We start from the raw sequence: 17,626 nt of genomic DNA on the forward strand, positions 1-17,626 counted from the left end.
TCCCCCCAGCTGTCCTCGCGTCCGATCGAGCGCCAGGAGATCGTCTCCGGCTGCTCCGCGACCGCTGCGGCGAATTCGTCGTCGACCTCGTCGAAGAGGGTCCGATCGGAGGAGGCGACGGGGAAGACCGTGCCTGTCGTCTCCACCGGCACCAGCGCGACCTCGCGGCGGTCACCACCTCCCTGCCCGCCCGAAGTCTGGACGAAGGCGCTCACAGCGTCCTGCTGCTGGGTGCTGGTGGCTCCTGAGACCTGCGTGAGGCTCTCGGTGAGATCACCCCTGACCTCGAGCGTCTCTTCGAGCACCCGGTCCCGGCGCTGCTCGTAGAGCCCGTCGGCGATCACCGAGGAGAGATAGGCGCCGACCACGAGCAACGCCACGACGGACAGCAGGGTGGTCACCAGCACGACCCGGAGGGCGAGCGGCCAGCTGCGCGGATCGACGTCGATCATCGACCGTCTCACCGGAGACGGGCCGCTGCCCTCGAGAGTGCTCACGACCATGCCGGTGCTCTCAGGATCCGCCCCCGGCGCGATATCCGACCCCGCGCACGGTCACCACGATCGCGGGGTTCTCCGGATCGTGCTCGATCTTCGAGCGCAGCCGCTGCACATGGACGTTGACCAGACGGGTGTCCGCGCTGTGGCGGTATCCCCAGACGTCGCGCAGCAGCACGTCACGGGTGAACACCTGCCACGGCTTGCGGGCGAGCTGGGTGAGCAGGTCGAACTCGAGCGGAGTCAGCGAGATCAGCTCGTCACCGCGGCGCACCTCATGACCGTCCACGTCGATGGTGAGATCACCGATCGCAAGCTGCTCGGTGGTGGGGGCCTCGACCCGCCGCACCCGGGCCTTGATCCGGGCGACCAGCTCCTCGGGTTCGAAGGGCTTGGTGAGATAGTCATCGGCCCCCGCCTCGAGGCCCTCGACCACATCTGCGGTGTCGGTGCGGGCGGTGAGCATGATGATCGGCACCCCGGATTCCCGGCGCAGCCGGCGGCACACCTCGATCCCGTCCATTCCGGGCAGCATGAGGTCGAGCAGGACCAGGTCAGGTCGCAGGCGTGGGAAGGTCTCCAGCGCGGAGGCTCCATCTGGTGAGGTCGCAACCTCGTAGCCCTTGCCGCGCAAGACGATGCCGACCATTTCGGCGATCGCTTGATCGTCATCGACCACGAGGATCCGTGAAGGCGTCGTCATGGGGATCATTGTGCCACCGCCGAGGGTCAGGAGCTGGGAGGCGGGGGCCAGGGGTGTCCGGAAGACGCGAGGTCTTCGACGTTCGTCGGATCAGCTGCGGTGCCCGCACTCCGTAGTGTCGGTCCTGGAGATCCGCTCCCACCCCGTCCGGACATGGCAACCGGCCGCACAGCACCCGCCAGCAGCAGCAGGAGGACCGATGAGCACGCAGTGGACCGCCCCGGGAGCACAGGGGTCCGGCGAGCCCTCCCCGCCGTCGTCCGCTGACGGCGGGCCGTTCGGGCCGCAGCCCACCGACGGCGCACCGGGCCAGCACTCCGCGCCGCCCCCGGGCGGGCCCCGTCGCGAGCTGGTCCAGGCGATGCCGCTGTTCCCGCTGCGGCCGCTGGGACTGGGCGAGGTGCTCGGAGCGGCGGTACGGATCTATCGGCTGCGCGCTCGCTCGGTGCTCGGCGTCGCCGCAGCCGTCTACGGCGTCGCCTTCGTGATCATGACCTTCGCGACCGGCGCGAGCATGGTCCCCATGATCGGTGACATGCAGGCCGTGTTCGAGGATCCCGAGACCACCACCACCGGGCTGGGATCGCTGCGCGACGTGGTGCTGATGGTCGTCTCGAGCGTGGTGACCATGATCGTCTCGCTCCTCTCCTCGGCGCTGGTGACCGTGGCGCTGACCCGCGTCGCGCTCGGAGAGGCCGTCGGCGATCACGTCTCGACCGCCGATATGTGGGCCACGATGCGCCGCCGCGGGCTGCCCGCCGTCGCGGTGGTCCTGCTGATCGGCCTGCTCAGCACGGTCGCCTTCGTGGTGCTGCTGGGCCTGGGGATGCTCCCGCTGATCCTGCTCCAGGAGGCGACGGCAGTGACCATCACGCTGCTGGTGATCGGCCTCGTCGCCGCGGTGCTGGCCTCGCTCTGGGTCTGGGCCCGCACGGTGCTCGCCATCCCCGCGCTCGTACTGGAGGAGGCCGGGGTGCTCGGCTCGCTCCGGCGCAGCTTCGCGATGACCCGCGGCCGTCGGCTCTGGCGAGTGCTGGGCACCACGCTCCTGCTGTACCTGCTCTACATGATCGCGGTGCAGGTCATCGTGGGCGTGTTCAGCACCATCGCCATGCTCGCCTACGTCGCCATCCTGCTGATCAGCTCGTTCGAGGCGATGCTGCTGGGCATGACCGTGCTGACGATCCTCTCGATGGTGGGCAGCTATGCGGCGACGTTCCTGCTGGCCCCGTTCCTCTCCGCCGGCTACGTGGCCGTCTATGCGGACAACCGGATGCGTCATGAGGCCTGGGACGTCGAGCTGACGCGCCGCGCCCGTGCGCACTGGGACGGGACAGGGATCCGGTGAACCCCGCCGCTCCCCCGCCCCTGGATCCCGACGAGGCACGCACCCGCGTCCTGGAAGAGCTCTCGAAGCCGGAGTACGACGACTCCCCCGGGTTCGTGGCCTGGGTGCTCAGCGCCCTCGAGAACTGGCTGATGAAGGTTCTCGACGGCATCGACGGCTCCTCGGCCACACAGGCGGGGATCGCCGTGCTGATCGTGGTGGCGCTGGTCGTGCTGGTGGTCCTCGTGCTGCGCCGCACCGGGCTGATCCGCCGCAGCCATGCCCTCTCCGTCGCGGCCGAGCTCGATGCGGAACCGGTGCTCAGCGGCGCCGAGCTGCGCGACGCGGCCAGGGCGGCGATCGGTGCGGGTCGCATCGACGACGGCACCGTGCTCGCGCTGCGCGGGCTGGTGCGCGATCTCGAGGAGCGCACCCTGCTGGATGTGTCCGCCGGGATGACCGCGCACGAAGCTGCCGCCCACGCCGCCGCCCCGTTCCCTGAGCTGCGGGGGCGCCTGCAGCGCGGCGCAGATGCCTTCGACACCGCCGCCTATTCCCACCGCACCGTCGCCGTCAAGCAGGCGGATGATCTGCTGCGCCTGGCCGAGTACATCGCCGAGTCCGTGCCGGATCTGTCCGCCGTCGGCGACGAGGAGCCGGTCCGTGCACCGGTGACGGGAACGAGCACATGAGCCTCGGTCCCGCCCCCGCCCCGTCGGCACCTGCTGGCCCGTCGGCACCCGCCGACCCGTCGGCGCCCTCGGGAGCATCGCAACCGTCGAGAGCAACAGACCGGACAGGAGGCTCAGACCGTGCGGAGGGCCGACAGGCACGGCCCTCCCGCCGGCGCCCCTGGCTGACCGTCCTCATCGTGCTCGCGATGCTCGCCGCGATCCTGGCCTCGATCGCCCGCGGGTATTACCGGGACGGGCCGCTCGAGCCTGATGCTCCCACCGGTCAGGGCTCGAAGGCAGTGGTCCAGGTGCTCGGGAATCTCGGCGTCGACGTGGGCGTGGACCGCCACACGGCCGACGCCGCAGAGGCGCTGCGCAACGGCCGCACCGTGCTGGTCACCGCCCCGCGGAGCCTCAGCGCCGACCAGCTGATGACCCTCGCCGAGGCCCATGAGGACGGGGACGGACGCCTGGTGCTGGTCGCCCCCGATCTGGTGACCCTCTCCTTCGTCTCTCCGGAGATCATGCCTTCGGGCGCGGTGCGGACCGAGACCCTGATCGAAGCCGGCCCCGGCTGCGGCGATCTCCAGCATCAGGCCGAAGCGGTCCTGGTCCCCGCGGCCGAGGAGGCGATCCGAGGTGCCGCGTCCCTGTACCGGGTCGCGGGCGACAGCGAGGGCAGCTCCTGCTTCAGCACCGAGCAGGGCTCGCTCGTGGCCGAGCATGAGGGGGTGGTCGTGCTGGGCAGCGCGGATCTGCTCACCAACGACACCCTGGGCCGGGCGGACAACTCCGCCCTGGTGCTGAACCTCCTCGGGGCCGAAGGCGAGCTGAGCTGGTACGTCCCCTCTGCGACCGATCCGATGGGCTCGACCTCGCAGACCCTGCTCGGCTATCTGCCGGACTGGGCGGGCCCGCTCCTGCTGTGGCTGCTGCTGATCGCGACCGTCGCGCTGGTGGCTCTCAGCCGACGCTTCGGACCGGTCGTGGTCGAGCCGCTGCCAGTCACCGTCCGCCCCCAGGAGCTGGTCCTGGGCAGGGCCCGGCTGCTCCAGCAGTCCGGCAGCCGGCAGGCCGCCGCGACAGCGCTGCGATCGGCGACGGCGACCCGGCTCGCGAATCGTCTCGGGCTGCGCCGTGAATCCGCCCTCGACGGTCTGCTGGCGGCGCTCGCACCGCATGTGGACCGCTCCCCCGAGCAGCTGCGCACGCTGCTCGGACCCGCCCCCGTCACCAGCGACCAGGACCTCGTGCGCCTCGCACACGACCTCGACCATCTCGAGAAGGAGATCGACCGATGACTGACCCCACCCCGGGCGCCGTCCCGCCCGCCGCACCCACCACCACCGAGGTGCCCGGCGCCGGTCCTGATGTCGACCAGGACACCCGCGCCCAGCTCCAGCGCCTCTCCACCGAGATCCACAAGGGGGTGGTGGGGCAGGACGCGGCCGTGACCAGCCTGGTCGTGGCGCTGCTGTGCCGCGGGCACGTGCTGCTCGAGGGCGTGCCGGGCGTCGCCAAGACGCTGCTGGTCCGCTCGCTGGCCGCAGCGCTCGATGTGCGGATGCGGCGCGTGCAGTTCACCCCTGACATGATGCCCGGCGACATCACCGGATCGCTCATCTACGACACCGCCACCAGCGATCTCGTCTTCCGCGAGGGCCCCGTCTTCACCAATCTGCTGCTGGCCGACGAGATCAACCGCACCCCGCCCAAGACGCAGTCCGCGCTGCTGGAGGCGATGGAGGAGCGGCAGGTGACCGTCGACGGGGCGAGCCGGCCGCTGCCTGACCCCTTCGTGGTGATCGCCACCCAGAACCCGATCGAGTTCGACGGCACCTACACCCTGCCCGAGGCCCAGCTGGACCGCTTCCTGCTCAAGGCCGTCATGCCGTTGCCGGAGCGGGAGGTCGAGGTGGACGTGCTGCGTCGCCACGCCGATGGCTTCGACACCACGGACCTCGCGGCGATGGGTCTGCGGGCAGTGGTGGACATCCCCTCCCTGCATCGCGCCCAGCGCGATGTCGCCGCGGTGGTGGCCGAGGATCCCGTGGTGCAGTACATCGTGGACGTGTGCCGGGCCACCCGTCGCTCCCCCAGCCTCACCCTCGGGGTCTCACCGCGCGGCGCGATCTCGCTCCTGCGCACCTCCCGGGCCTGGGCCTATCTCTCCGGGCGCGATTTCATCACGCCGGATGACGTCAAGACCATGGCCCTGTCCACGCTCTCCCACCGGGTGCGCCTGACGACCGAGGCCGAGCTCGAGGGCACCCAGGTCGAGGCCGTGCTCGCCGCGACCCTCGCCTCCGTGCCGGTACCCCGCTGAGGAAGGGCTGATGAGGATCTCGCTGACCCCGCGCGCGGCCCTGGTCGCGCTGCTCGCGCTGCCCGTGATCGTGCTCTGGCCCCAGTGGTGGGTGGTGCTGATCCTGGTGGCGCTGTGGGCGCTGGTGATCCTCGCCGATGCGTTCACGGCCCCGGACCCGCGCCGGATCCGGGTACGCCGCGAGGCGCCGACGCAGGTGCGGCTCGGCAACACCGTCCGCGGCCGACTGCTGCTGACGAATCCCACCTCACGCACCGCTCGGCTCGAGGTGCGCGATGCCTGGAACCCCACCGCCGGGCTCGACGCCCAGCGCTGCGCGCTCGACGTCCCCGCACAGGAACGACGGGCCGTCGCGCAGAGCTTCACCCCCACCCGCCGCGGAGAGCACAGCTCGCGCACGCTGCTGGTCGCTTCACGCGGCCCGCTGGGGCTGGCCCGGCGCACCACCGCGGTCGACACCCCGGGGCGGTTGCTGGCCCTGCATCCCTTCGGGTCACGCCGGCATCTGCCGTCGCGGGTCCAGCGGCTGCGCGAGCTCGAGGGGCTGGCGGCGATCCATCAGCGTGGGCAGGGGACCGAGTTCGACTCCCTGCGCGACTTCGTGGACGGGGACGATGTGCGCTCGATCGACTGGCGCGCCACCGCCCGTCGGCGCAGCGTGGTGGTGCGCACCTGGCGACCCGAACGGGATCGTCATGTGCTGATCGTGGTGGACACCTCGCGCACCTCGGCCGGCCGGCTCGGTGAGTCGACCCGGCTGGATGCGGCCTTCGACGCCGCGCTGCTGCTGACCGCGCTCGCGGGGCAGGCCGGTGACCGGGTGGATCTGATCTGCGTGGACCGCATCCCCCACCTGTCGGTGCTCGGCTCGACCCGCACCAAGGTCCTCCACGACATGGTCACCGCGACCGCTGCGGTGGATCCGGCGCTCGTGGAGACCGACTGGGAGCTCGCCGCGAGCACCATCGCAGAGCGCGCCCGTCGGGGCTCCCTGGTGGTGCTGCTGACCCCGGTCGAGCCCTCTGTGGTCCACACCGGGCTGCTGCCGGTGGCGGCCCGTCTGGCCAGGGACCATCCACTCGTGGTCGCCTCGGTCTCCGATCCGGCGCTCGAGGAGCTCGCCGCGGGCCGCGGCGATCTGGAGTCCGTGTATCTCGCGGCGGCGGCAGAGCAGGCCCGCGCCGAGCGATCGGGCGTCTCTCACGCCCTCGAGCGGGTCGGCGCGCATGTGGTCGATGCCCCGCCGGATCGGGCCCCCCAGGCTCTCGCGGATGCCTATCTCGCCCTGAAGGCCGCTGGAAAGCTCTGAGCCGTGCGCCGTCCCCCTCCGGGCATCACCGGAGGGGGCGCCGCGGCTCAGGGCCGACGGGCGAGGACGCGGTAGGTGTGCCAGTGCTTCGGGCCGCTGAACGAGCGTCCATCGCGTTCCTCCTCGACCAGCTCGAGCACCTCGAGCCCGTCCAGCAGGGCCTCGACCTCCGGCCGGGTCAGGAAGGTGCCGTCCGTCCCTGCCCAGTCGTCACGTTCTCCGAAGAGGTCCACGGCCAGGATCCCCCGCGCTCGCAGCCCGGCCCTCATGACGTCCCACAGCGTGTCGAAGGACCCGCGCGGCAGGAAGGGCAGGGAGGCGCAGGCCAGGATCAGATCGGCCCCGGGCAGTTCACGGAGCTGCGAGAGGTCGAGGATCTCGGCGTGCACCGGCAGCTCGGCGGCGAGCTCCTCGAGGGCGCCGCTCACGCTCGGGTCCACGTCATAGGCGTGGACCGTGAATCCGTTCTCGGCGAGGAATCGTGCTTCGATGCCGCGACCGCATCCGAGCTCGACAGCGACCGGTCGATCTCTCCCGGCGGTGGGATCGTTCCCCGAGGTGGGCTCATTCCCGCCGGGGAGCTCCTCCGCCGCGTCGCTATGGGCGAGGGCGACGGCCCGCTGAGCGAGCGGGCGCACCGCTCGCTCGGCCTGGGCCGCGTTGTACTCGGAGAAGTCACGGTCGGAGTGGCTGCGTTGCACGGCACTGAGCGTAGCGGATCCCCGCAGCCGGATGTCTCCGTTCAGCCGGCGGTCGCGAGGTGGTCGCCGACCAGCTCCGCGGAGAGATCCCCGGTGATGCCGGCGCGATGCACCTGGCGGCCACGGCCCAGCATGAACACCATGAAGGCCAGCCAGGCCGCCGCGCCGATGCCGATCCGCACCGCGGGCGGCAGGGTGCTCGGGGTCACGAAGGCTTCGATGAATCCTGAGACCAGCAGCACGGGCACCAGCCCGATCGCGACGGTCACCAAGGCGCGCGCGGATCGTGAGAGCGCCCAGAGCCGCGGCACCGGGCCCGGCCGTACCCAGGCCCAGAAGGTGCGCAGTCCGGCACCGGCGCCGACCAGCACCGAGGTGATCTCGAGCAGTCCGTGCGGAAGGATATAGATGAAGAAGGTGTCCAGCCCCCCGTAGGCACCCATCACCCCTGCGGACAGGCCGACGTTCAGCCCGTTCTGCACCAGCATGATCACCGGCCAGAATCCGGTGACGCCGAAGACCACCGCCTGGACCGTGATCCAGGCATTGTTCGTCCACACCTGGGCGGCGAATCCCGAGGCCTCGCCCTGGAAGTAGTAGCTGACGAATTCATGCTGTGCGAGGGAGCGCTGCGCCGCCTCGGGCACCACCAGCCCTCTCGCCGTGGCGTCGAATCCGAAGTAGAAGCCCGTCACCAGGGCCGAGACCAGGAAGAGCCCGGCCGCCAGGGCCACCGTCCACCGCGCCTCGTAGAGCGCCGCGGGCAGGTCCTCCCAGAAGAAGGTGCGGGCGTGCTTCCACAGCGGGATGCGGGCGCCGGTGATCCGCAGTCTCGCGCGGTGCACCAGCAGGGAGAGACGGGAGATCAATGCCGGGTCGGGGTTGGTGGAGCGGACGGTCGACAGGTGGGTGGAGGTCTCCTGATAGAGGGAGAGCAGCTCGTCGATTCCGGCCGCGTCGAGGTGCCGGCTCCGGGAGAGCTCCTGGAGCCGGTCCCACTGCTGTCGGTGCACGGCGATGAAGGCGTCGGTGTCCACGCTCTCAGGGTAGGGTCCCGCGGGGCTCGGGACCGCCGACGAAAGTCGGAGGCCAGGGCGTCGTAAGCCGACGGTCGGCGCTGACCTCCACGCCGCTGCGGTGTCAGGATGGGGCCATGGCAACCATGGGAACCACAGCGACGGTCTCCCCCGTCGATCGCGATGCCCTGATCACCGGAGACGCTGTGCTGCTGGACCTGCGCACGGCATCCTTCGCGACCCGCATGCTCTCCGCCGTGATCGACGGGGTGCTCCAGCTCGCGATCCTGGTCGGGGGCACCATCGCGATGGCCTGGCTCGCAGCCCGTGCCGAGCTCGATGACGGCATGGTCGTCGCCGCGGTGCTGGTGATGTCGGTGCTCGCGTACGTCGGCTACCCGGTGCTGTGCGAGCTGCTGCTGCGGGGCCGTTCGGTGGGCCGCCTGGCCATGGGGACCAGGGTGGTGCGTGATGACGGCGGGCCCGTCCACGTGCGCCAATCGCTGATCCGCGCGGTGATGGCGATGCTCGAGATCTGGTCGACCTCCGGGGCGATCGCACTGACCTGCTCGGTCATCGACCGCCGGTCACGGCGGGTGGGCGATCTGCTGGCCGGCACCATGGTGATCCAGGAGCGGATGCGTGACCGCACTCCCCAGCGCGTCGAGGTGCCCGCCTCGCTGCAGGACTGGGTGCAGGGGGCGGACGTCGGGCGCCTGCCGGTCACGCTGATGCAGGATGTCCGCTCGTTCCTGCCCAGGGCGTCCACCATCAACCCGGAGTCCCGCCGTCAGCTCTCCCGGGATCTGCTGCGGCGGACTCTGCCGCACGTCGCCCCGGCGCCACCGCCGGGCACCGACCCGGAGTCATTCCTCACCGCGGTGCTCGCCGAACGGTCCCGCCGTGACGAGCAGCGCCTGCGACGCAACCAGGAGTGGCAGCGCGAGCTGTCCGCCGAGGTCCGCGCCGTGCCGTTCAGCGCCTGAACGACACCGATCCGGAACCGGGCCGCGGACCGTGCCGCTCGCGTCGCCGCTGCGGGGCAGTGGCGCCGTCGCTGCTCAGCTCAGCTGCGCGCAGGCTCCTGTGCCGTCGGCACCTGCTGGCGCCCGGCGATGAGCACCGGGATCCCGCCCTCGACCGGGTGGACCCGTGTGCAGCTGCTGCACTGCATCGCCCGCTCCACATCACGCAGCTCACCGCCGCAGTCCGGGCAGCGCAGGATCGCGCGCACCCAGCTGGGCACATCCGCGCCGCTCGCTCCCGCTGCAAGGACCATGGAGCCCGCTCCCTCTCGATCTGAAGCCGCCGACGTCCCGTCGCTGCCGGTACCGTCGGAGCTCGACGCCGCAGACCCGTCGACCAGGCCTCGAGCCGTGCCTGAGACCGTGCCGGGGGTCGCGCCCTCGACGAGGTCGTCCTCGTGCACGAGCGCGAGGATCTCGTCCCGGATCCGGATCATGGTGATCTCCCGCTCTGCCTCGACGTTCAACCGCAGCAGTGCCTCGGTGTGGGAGGAGCGCAGGGAGAACCACCAGCGATCCTCGACTGCCAGCTCCTGGTCCCAGTGCTCGACGGTGAGTCCATCGAGATCATCGATGCGCGCGCCGGGCAGCGCGGTCATATGGTCGCGCACCCGATCACGAGCCGCTGCGGCGTCGTCGACCCGGCGATTGATCTCGCCGCTCGCGGCGTAGGGGTCGTGCGCCGCGACCACTGCGGAGAAGGGCGCGTCGGATTCCGAGAGGGCGGCCAGCACATGAAGTGCGGCGAGCATCCCGGAATCAGCGAAGAAGAAGTCCCGGAAGTAGTAGTGAGCGGAGTGCTCACCGCCGAACACCGCATTGCGCTCGGCCATGATCGCCTTGATCAGCGCATGGCCGACGGGCGTGCGGACGGGCTCTCCCCCGGCCTCACGGACGGCCTCTGCCACGTGGCGAGAGGAGACCAGGTTCGCGACCACCGCCGGGTGCTCCTCGCCGGCGGCACGGGCACGGGCGATCTCGCGCTGGGCGATCAGGGCGGTGATCGCCGAGGGCGGCACCGGCACCCCGTTCTCGTCCAGCACCACGCAGCGATCGGCATCGCCGTCGAAGGCGAGGCCGAGGTCCGCACCCTCACGGAGCACCGCGTTCTGCAGGTCAACCAGATTCTCCGGACGCAGCGGATCGGCGGGGTGGTGGGGGAAGCTGCCGTCGAGCTCGAAATGGAGCTCGATCAGTTCGATCTGGGGAAGCACTCCGAGCACCGCGGGTGCGGTGTGTCCGGCCATTGCGGAGGCCGCATCGACCACCACCCGCAGCCGACGGGTCCCGGTCAGGGGCACCAGCTCGTGGAGGGTGGCGGCGTAGTCGGCGAGGGTGTCGATGCCCTCGGAGCGGCCTTCTCCGTGCGTCGGGATCTCGCCCGCCTCGAGGTAGGCCTCGGCGCCGCGGCGGATCTCGTCGAGACCGGTGTCCCGTCCCACCGGACGGGCGCCGGGGAGGCACAGCTTCATTCCGTTGTCTGCCGCCGGGTTGTGGGAGGCCGTGATCATCACGCCGGCCGCACGATGCAGTCCTGAGGCGCAGTAGAGCTGATCGGTCGAGGACAGGCCCGCATCGGCGACGATCGCGCCTCGGCGCACTGCGCCCTCGATCACGGCGCGGGAGAGCTCCGGAGAGCTCAGGCGCATGTCGTGGGCGACGATCAGCTCGGGGTCGTCCAGGAAGTCTGCGAAGGCGGCACCGAAGGCGCGTGCGATCTCGACCGTGAACTCCTCGCCCGCCACGCCGCGCACATCATTGGTCTTGACGATGCCGGCGAGGTCATGGACGGCGGCTGAGGACGGGGTTCGACGGCTGTTCGGCTCAGTCATCGGCTCAGTCATTCGTGCTCCTGACCACATGCAGGTGGCGGGCGGGAGCCGCACCACGGGACGGCGTGTCACGGGAGCTGCGGGCGGTCCCGCGCGACGAGGTCGGGGCCGGCTCGGAGCTCGCCTGCTGGGGACGCACGGCGTCGGCCAGCGCGACCAGGTCGTCGCTGACCACTTCGGCGCCAGGCACCCTCAGCAGCTCCCAGCCGCGGGGCGCGGTCATCCGGGTCGCATGCTCGCGGCAGAGGTCGTAGGCGTGGGGCTCGCTGGTCCTGGACAGGGGGCCGAGCACCGCCGTCGAGTCCTCGTATACGAAGGTCAACGAACTGACGGCTGGCCTGGAGCAGGCGGTCCGGGAGCATTCACGAGCAGGCACATCCAGCAGTGTACGCAGGTGGCTCGACTGCCGGTGGAGGGCGCGCCCTGATACCGCGGCGCGGGCCGCCCATCCTCGGGCAGGACGGGAACTAGAGTGCGATCCATGGATGTCGAGCCGCTTCTCCCCGGACCTCCGGCCCCTCGTCAGGGTCCGCGCCGCCGCGATCGCCGCGGCCGCGGGAGGCGCTGGGACCTGATCCCGCCCCACCTGCCCGGCTACCGCACCCGCCGGGATCGTTTCGACGATCTCGTCACCGACGCCGGGGCGATGCTCGCCGAGCGGTTCCCGCGCCGCTTGGCGCATATGCAGGTGCTGGTCGAGGAGGTGCCACCGGCCGATCCTGCCCCCTGGGAGGAGGCGACGGTGCTGCTCGGAAGGGTGATCCCGCCCTCACGCAGCAACCCTGCCCGGGTCATCGTCTACCGACGACCGCTGCAGACCCGCTGCGCCGACGAGGCTGAGCTGGAGATGCTGGTGCGTCAGGTGCTGTCCGAGCAGATCGGCTCGCTGCTGAACATCCCGCCCGAGGATGTGGATCCCGAGGCCTGGAGCGCGTGATCCGGGAGCCATGTTCAGTGCACAGTGCTCAGTGCTCAGTGCTCAGTGCACAGTGCTCAGTGCTCAGTGCTCAGTGCACAGTGCTCAGTGCTCAGTGCTCTGTGCTCCGCACTCCGTGAGCTGACCAGCTCGGGTCATTCCGCCAGGCGCACCACGACCGGCTCCCCGCCGCCCTGGTCGGAGAGCACCGGGACGGAGGACAGCAGCACGCCCCCGGCACCGTCGTCAGCTCGTTGCATCCAGCTCGCATGCACTGCTCCGGGCACCTCCGGGACCACGCTGAGCGCGGCGGCCGAGCCGCCGCCGATCTGCAGCTGCTCCGCGGTGACCGTCGTGGTCGAGCCGGTGCTCACGGAGACGTCCACGGGGGCGCCGGCGGATCCGTCGGCCGCGATCGGCACCACGGTGACCGCGGAGTCCGCGGTGCCGATCAGAGTGAGCTCGCCGGCACCGGGGTGGTTCGGTTGGGCTCTCATGGCGTGGGAGCGCAGCGCGGGAGCAGGGGCCACCAGTGTGAAGTCGACCGGGGCGCCGACGGTGTCCCCGGGCAAGTCCTTCCCCGTGCGGACGCTGCGGGTGACCGCGGCGATGGGGTCTGCGGCGCGGACGCTCACGGCATAGGTGCCGTCGGGCAGTCCGTCCAGCGTGGTGCGCAGCACAGTGCCGGCAGGAATCTCGATCTTCTCGAGGGCAGGGATCTCGAGTGCGCCCTCGGCACCGTGCACCTCGACCGTAGCCGTGGTGTCCACGCCCTGGGGGTTTGCGAGCACCAGCGTGGGCGGTGTCCCGGCGACGTCCACCCCAGGCATCTGCAGCTCGGTCGATGCGGCGGGCAGGGGCGAGAGGATCTCGGCGCCGCCGGGGGTGAGCCCGTCACGCTCGGTGGTCTGGACGTGCATCGCCAGCGGTGAGCCGAGCACGGAGACGTCCACCCCGACAGCGGCCTGACCGGCGGCGATGGATTCGAGCAGCACTCGTTCTTCCGCCCCCGGGGCCACGACGACCTGGCTGCGTCCCTCCATCGCGGCGGGCCCCTCCTCGGTCCACAGCTGCACCGAAGCGGTGACGGGACGCTCGGTCGGGTTGTGGAGCACCAGCACGGAGCTGTCCCCGGTGTCGGTCGACATCCCGAGGAACCTCGCCTCGGTCGCAGGCTCGGCGCAGCGGGAGACCGCGAGCGAGCGGTAGTCCCCGCTGGAGGTGATCGTGGATTGGAGGGTGTCCGTCACCGGTCGCCCGTCCTCGGAGGTCGCCGAGGTGACGTGGGGGGTCCCCTCGGCCGCCGGCAGGTCCAGCACGGAGACCCCGATGTCCTGGGAGACGGGCTGGTCCCCCAGATCGGTGCCGTCGGCGCCGCGGGCGGTGATCGAGGGGGCGCGGACGGATCCGTCGTCCTCCTGCTGCGTGGTGGAACCGCTGACGGTGCCGAACAGGACCGATGAGCCGGGTTCGACGGACGTCGTGCGCAGGGAGATCGCGGTGCTGGGAGGGGTCACGGCGAGCTCGCTGTCCGGTCCGCTGTCCAGGAGCTCTTCGGGCAGCAGCAGCGGTCCCTGGCACCAGCGGGTGCTGGCGCCGGGTTCCGACTCGACCGTCGCGCGCTGCACGGACGGGACGTCCTCGGAGGGAGCGGTGGCCAGCGCGCCGGCGGCCAGGGCGAGCGGCACCACGGCGGCCAGGGACAGCAGGACCCTGGCCGCGCTCCGGCGCGGGTGCTCCGGCACCGGCTGCTCCCCGTGCTCGTCCAGCAGGGCGCGCTCGTCGAGCGTCGGGTGCTCAGCCATACATCTCCTCAGCCGTGCGGGTGCGGACCCGCCAGGGGATCGCCAGCAGTGCGGTGAGCGCGGTCGCGCCGTAGAGCAGGAGCCGCCAGAGCAGCAGCAGCGGCTGCTCCCGGTGCACATCGATCTCGCCCTCGGCTCCTGCGGGCACCACGAACCCCTGCGCCCAGCCGTCGATCTCGACGGGGACGAGTTCGTCACCGTCGAGGGTCGCCCGCCAGTCGGTGTCGAAGCGCTCGGAGAGGACCACGGTGCGCTCGACGTCCTCGGCGGGGATCGTCCCCGACGCCTCGATCACCTCGCTGGCCAGGGGCAGCGGGGCCGCGCCGCCCGCGACCAGTGCCCGCGGCGCGGCATCGACCACTCGCCACAGACCGCCCCGTGAGCTCTCGGTGACCTTCTCGAGCTGGGTGGAGCTGTCCAGGGTGCGCATCAGCTCCTGCTGCTGGGCCGGATCGCCCGGGACCACGACATAGGCGATGGCGAGATGGGCGACGGCCTGGTCCTCGGCGTCCATGCTTGCCTGACTCCCGCCACCGGAGAGCATCCCGGCGACCGTCTCGCGCAGCGCTGCGGAGGCGGGATCGTCATCGACGGCCCTGCCTGCCTGCACGGTGGCGACGTCCCGGGCGTCGGCGATCACGGCATGCTGGATGACGGTGTCCCCGCCGTGCACAACCAGCTCGGCGCGGACGGCGCCGTCGTCCTCCCCGGTGAGGACCAGCACGCGGGCGCGGGCGTCGGTGCGGCCCTGGTCCGCAGCTGCGGCCGGAACCTGCCCTCGTGCGGTCCGCTCCAGCTGCAGCTGGCCGGGCAGCACCAGCGTCCAGCCGATGACGGTCGCGAGGCAGGCGAGGGCCACGACTGTGCCGATGAGTCCGGTGGCCGCGCGCCGAAGGCGGGAATCATGCGCCTCCCTGCGCGCGAGGCCGTCGAAGGTGGCAGCCGCGCCGATCGCCAGGGCCAGCAGGATGACGCTGAGCAGTGCGTGCAGCGGTGGCGTGACCAGGTGCCCGGCTGCTGCACCGGTCCAGGTGCCGCGGGCCAGGAGCACCGTCAGCAGGCCGAGTGCGGCCAGCAGCACGCTGAAGCGTCCGGCACGTCCAGCGGCGCCGGCCAGCAGCGGGGCGCAGAGTGCGGCGAGCGCGACCGGGGCGACGGGCAGCAGCGGAAGCAGCAGCGCCGCGGTCTCCCCCACCAACGGGATCAACACTCCCTGGACCTGGGGAGCGACCGGCCAGAGCCCCGCCAGATCGAGGGTCGAAGCGGTCCCTCCCGTGGGCGGGACCCCCGCCACCGCCAGCAGCGTTCGGGGATCGCCGAGATAGCTCGGGAGGTAGGGGGCGTGCAGGGCGAGGGACGGCAGCAGCACCCAGAGCAGACGGCGCCGCCGGCCGGGGACGGCGATCGCGATCAGCGCCAGTGCTGCCGCGGCGAGCAGCACCAGCACGGGCTGGACCGCTCCGATCACCAGCAGCAGCAGCCCGCCCGCAGCGGCGGCGGACGTGCTGGCCTGCGAGACCTTGTGCGGCAGTCCGATGGCGCGGCCGAGGGCCAGAGCGAGCAGCGGGAGCAGCATGTGCACCAGCAGCAGCGGCCAGGCCCCGACCGCGAGCGCGGTCAGGAGGGACGGTGCCAGGGCCCACACGGTGGTGATCACCAGGCGGGCGCCGACAGCGCGGGTGATGGCGCCGGAGGCCCACCACGCCAGCAGGGCGCTGATCGGTACTGCGGCGAAGACCAGGACCTCGATCAGCAGCCCCCCGCCGAGAGGGAGATGCCCCAGCAGCCTGATGAGGGTGTCACCAGGCCCACGCTCTCCGAGCCCGCCGGGGATCCAGCTCGACCAGGCCGCGGCCCAGAGGGCATCCCAGCTCTCGGGCAGCGGGCGCAGCCCGGGGCCGGCGAGCTCCCCGCGGCCGAAGAGGCCTCGCAGGGCGAACAGCCCGAGGACCGCCGCCGCGAGACCGACCACGCCGGTCCACACGATGTGACGGCCGTAGTCGGCATCCTCGAGTCCGTGCCGGGTCCCAGCGATCCCCCAGGTGGTGTACCGGATCCGTCGGCGCCGGTCGTCGTCTGCGAACAGCCGGCTCCAGGTGTCGTCGACCCACCGCCGCATTCCCTCGCCGCGCGGCAGGTAGAGCGGGGCCAGGCGCCCGCGCGGCACCCGCGACCGGCGCCGGTCCTTCCGCCCGCGGGCGAGAACACGGCGCACCCGCGGCAGGACCGCCAGCGCGGCACGCAGCTCCATCAGCGCGAGGCGCGGAGCGGACGCGGCGACCGCGCCGAGCATCCGCAGCAGCGTCTCCAGAGGCAGCAGCACCAGGGTGAGCAGGGCGTGGACCAGCCGACGCTGCTTGAGCAGCGTGAGCACCTGCCCGGTGCGCTGCTCCTGGAGGCGCTCGAGCAGGGGGCGGGTGGGAGAGGGGTGCAGCACCCGGGCGGAGGCCTGGACCGCGACCCGCTCGCCGGACCGCCAGATGCGCCGGCACAGGTCGATCTCGGCCCAGGGCGCGGGCAGATCAGGGTCGAGGCCGCCCACCTCCCGCAGGGTCAGCTCACGGACCAGCATGCCCGGCAGCGGGACCGCGAGGACGTCCTGGCGCCAGTCGGCCTGTCCCTGATCGATCTCGCCGGGGTCGACCCCGGTGATGATCCGGCCTCCATGGGTGAGGGTCAGGCCGACGTCCACGAGGGCATCCGCGCTCTCGGCGGTCAGGGGCAGCTCGTCCCCGTTCTCCACCTGGCGTACGCGCTTCGCGCCGATCGCCGCAGTGTTCGGCGAGCGCTCGACCACTTCCAGCTGATGCTCGAGGGCGTCGAGGCTTGGCGTCGCGCCATCGACCACGAACCAGAGCCAGGACTCGCTGGCCGCGCCCTCAGCGGCCGCGACGCGACGGCCTGTCCGGGAGGTCTCCTCGCGGAGGCGCAGAGGAACCCGGGCGAGGTCCTCGGCCTGCTGGGTGCGTTCACGCTCGACGGCGGCGCTGTCGACCGCGCGGGCGCGGCGTCTGCTGGGCCGCGCTGCCTTCTCGCTGCTCTCGGGGATTCCTCGGGGCTCTGCGTCACTTCCGGGTGCCGCGTCGCGGTGGGAGAGGTCGTCGTTGCTGTGGGAATCGTCGCCGCTGTGGGAGTGGTCGCCGCTGTGGGAGTCGCCGCCGCGGGGGTCTGTGCGGTCGCGGGAGTCTGTGCGGTCGCGGGAGTCTGTGCGGTCGCGCGAATCGGTGTCGCGGGCGAGGAGCGCGAGGGTCTCACGGACCGTCCCGGCGCGGTTGAGCGCGCCAGAGACGGGCAGGATCTCATCGATCGTGCCGTCACCGAGGTCCCTCGCGACAGCGTCGCCGACCTCCTCGGCAAGATTCGACGGGGCGACCACCACGATCCGATCGGCCTGACGGGACTGCGCCGTCAGCGCGGTGCGCAGCGCGTCATGGGTGCGCGGGGTCGTCGTCCCGCTCAGCAGGACGACCGCGGTGATGTGACGGTCGCTCACCA

14 protein-coding genes and 1 pseudogene are annotated in these 17,626 nt (G+C 71.7%); 7 read left to right on the forward strand and 8 right to left on the reverse strand.

The genetic code is table 11. The features are described from left to right. Together ACT3T9_RS15320 and mtrA are read right to left on the reverse strand one after the other, a co-directional pair. Positions 1-452, reverse strand: a pseudogene (locus ACT3T9_RS15320) (MtrAB system histidine kinase MtrB); the annotation flags it as partial. Between the two features lie 61 nt (positions 453-513). Continuing rightward, a complete protein-coding gene (mtrA, locus tag ACT3T9_RS15325; RefSeq protein ID WP_441443282.1) occupies positions 514-1,209 on the reverse strand; it encodes an MtrAB system response regulator MtrA in 696 nt (231 codons plus the stop codon). 190 nt (positions 1,210-1,399) lie between these two features. Between mtrA and ACT3T9_RS15330 the strand changes: the two genes are divergently transcribed. From ACT3T9_RS15330 to ACT3T9_RS15350, 5 genes are all read left to right on the forward strand, one after another. After that, positions 1,400-2,548 (forward strand): glycerophosphoryl diester phosphodiesterase membrane domain-containing protein, encoded by a 1,149-nt coding sequence (locus tag ACT3T9_RS15330; protein ID WP_441443283.1) that lies wholly within the window; start codon positions 1,400-1,402, stop codon positions 2,546-2,548. Next, positions 2,545-3,219 carry a DUF4129 domain-containing protein gene (locus ACT3T9_RS15335; RefSeq protein ID WP_441443284.1) on the forward strand — a complete coding sequence of 225 codons (675 nt, stop codon included), beginning with the start codon at positions 2,545-2,547 and terminating at the stop codon, positions 3,217-3,219. Before ACT3T9_RS15330 ends, ACT3T9_RS15335 begins: the two co-directional genes overlap by 4 nt. Before the next feature lie 188 nt (positions 3,220-3,407). Further along, positions 3,408-4,502, forward strand: a complete 1,095-nt coding sequence (locus tag ACT3T9_RS15340) for a DUF4350 domain-containing protein (protein ID WP_444606998.1) — start codon at positions 3,408-3,410, stop codon at positions 4,500-4,502. Further along, the gene (locus ACT3T9_RS15345; protein ID WP_441443285.1) at positions 4,499-5,527 is read left to right on the forward strand and encodes an AAA family ATPase; all 1,029 of its coding nucleotides are present in this window, start codon (positions 4,499-4,501) and stop codon (positions 5,525-5,527) included. Before ACT3T9_RS15340 ends, ACT3T9_RS15345 begins: the two co-directional genes overlap by 4 nt. A 10-nt stretch (positions 5,528-5,537) precedes the next feature. Then, on the forward strand, positions 5,538-6,836 hold the full coding sequence (locus ACT3T9_RS15350; protein ID WP_442332194.1) for a DUF58 domain-containing protein: 1,299 nt from the start codon (positions 5,538-5,540) through the stop codon (positions 6,834-6,836). Between the two features lie 47 nt (positions 6,837-6,883). On the opposite strand, the gene ACT3T9_RS15355 is transcribed toward ACT3T9_RS15350, so the two are convergent. Then, on the reverse strand, positions 6,884-7,537 hold the full coding sequence (locus ACT3T9_RS15355) for a class I SAM-dependent methyltransferase (protein WP_441443287.1): 654 nt from the start codon (positions 7,535-7,537) through the stop codon (positions 6,884-6,886). Between the two features lie 41 nt (positions 7,538-7,578). Further along, a complete protein-coding gene (locus tag ACT3T9_RS15360) occupies positions 7,579-8,574 on the reverse strand; it encodes a stage II sporulation protein M (RefSeq protein WP_441443288.1) in 996 nt (331 codons plus the stop codon). 116 nt (positions 8,575-8,690) lie between these two features. Between ACT3T9_RS15360 and ACT3T9_RS15365 the strand changes: the two genes are divergently transcribed. After that, positions 8,691-9,539, forward strand: coding sequence for an RDD family protein (locus ACT3T9_RS15365; RefSeq protein ID WP_441443289.1), 849 nt, complete (start codon positions 8,691-8,693; stop codon positions 9,537-9,539). 80 nt (positions 9,540-9,619) lie between these two features. Here the strand turns inward: ACT3T9_RS15365 and ACT3T9_RS15370 are convergent, their stop codons facing one another. Both ACT3T9_RS15370 and ACT3T9_RS15375 read right to left on the reverse strand, forming a co-directional pair. Then, complete coding sequence (locus tag ACT3T9_RS15370; RefSeq protein WP_444606956.1) at positions 9,620-11,422, reverse strand: phosphomannomutase/phosphoglucomutase; 1,803 nt, start codon at positions 11,420-11,422, stop codon at positions 9,620-9,622. Next, entirely contained in the window at positions 11,415-11,732 is a 318-nt protein-coding gene (locus ACT3T9_RS15375; protein ID WP_442332192.1) for a DUF3499 family protein, read from the reverse strand. The genes ACT3T9_RS15370 and ACT3T9_RS15375 overlap by 8 nt, the downstream gene beginning before the upstream one ends. Before the next feature lie 159 nt (positions 11,733-11,891). On the opposite strand from ACT3T9_RS15375, the gene ACT3T9_RS15380 reads away from it, so the two are divergent. Continuing rightward, positions 11,892-12,347 carry a metallopeptidase family protein gene (locus ACT3T9_RS15380; RefSeq protein WP_442332191.1) on the forward strand — a complete coding sequence of 152 codons (456 nt, stop codon included), beginning with the start codon at positions 11,892-11,894 and terminating at the stop codon, positions 12,345-12,347. Between the two features lie 134 nt (positions 12,348-12,481). Here ACT3T9_RS15380 and ACT3T9_RS15385 read toward each other — a convergent pair whose 3' ends face one another. Together ACT3T9_RS15385 and ACT3T9_RS15390 are read right to left on the reverse strand one after the other, a co-directional pair. Then, on the reverse strand, positions 12,482-14,131 hold the full coding sequence (locus tag ACT3T9_RS15385) for a DUF5719 family protein (protein WP_444606957.1): 1,650 nt from the start codon (positions 14,129-14,131) through the stop codon (positions 12,482-12,484). Then, positions 14,124-17,624, reverse strand: a complete 3,501-nt coding sequence (locus tag ACT3T9_RS15390; RefSeq protein WP_444606958.1) for a hypothetical protein — start codon at positions 17,622-17,624, stop codon at positions 14,124-14,126. Before ACT3T9_RS15390 ends, ACT3T9_RS15385 begins: the two co-directional genes overlap by 8 nt. Positions 17,625-17,626: the final 2 nt, after the last annotated feature.

Origin of the sequence: Brachybacterium sp. AOP29-B2-41, assembly GCF_052378395.1 — a bacterium.
Classification (GTDB): Bacteria; Actinomycetota; Actinomycetes; order Actinomycetales; family Dermabacteraceae; genus Brachybacterium.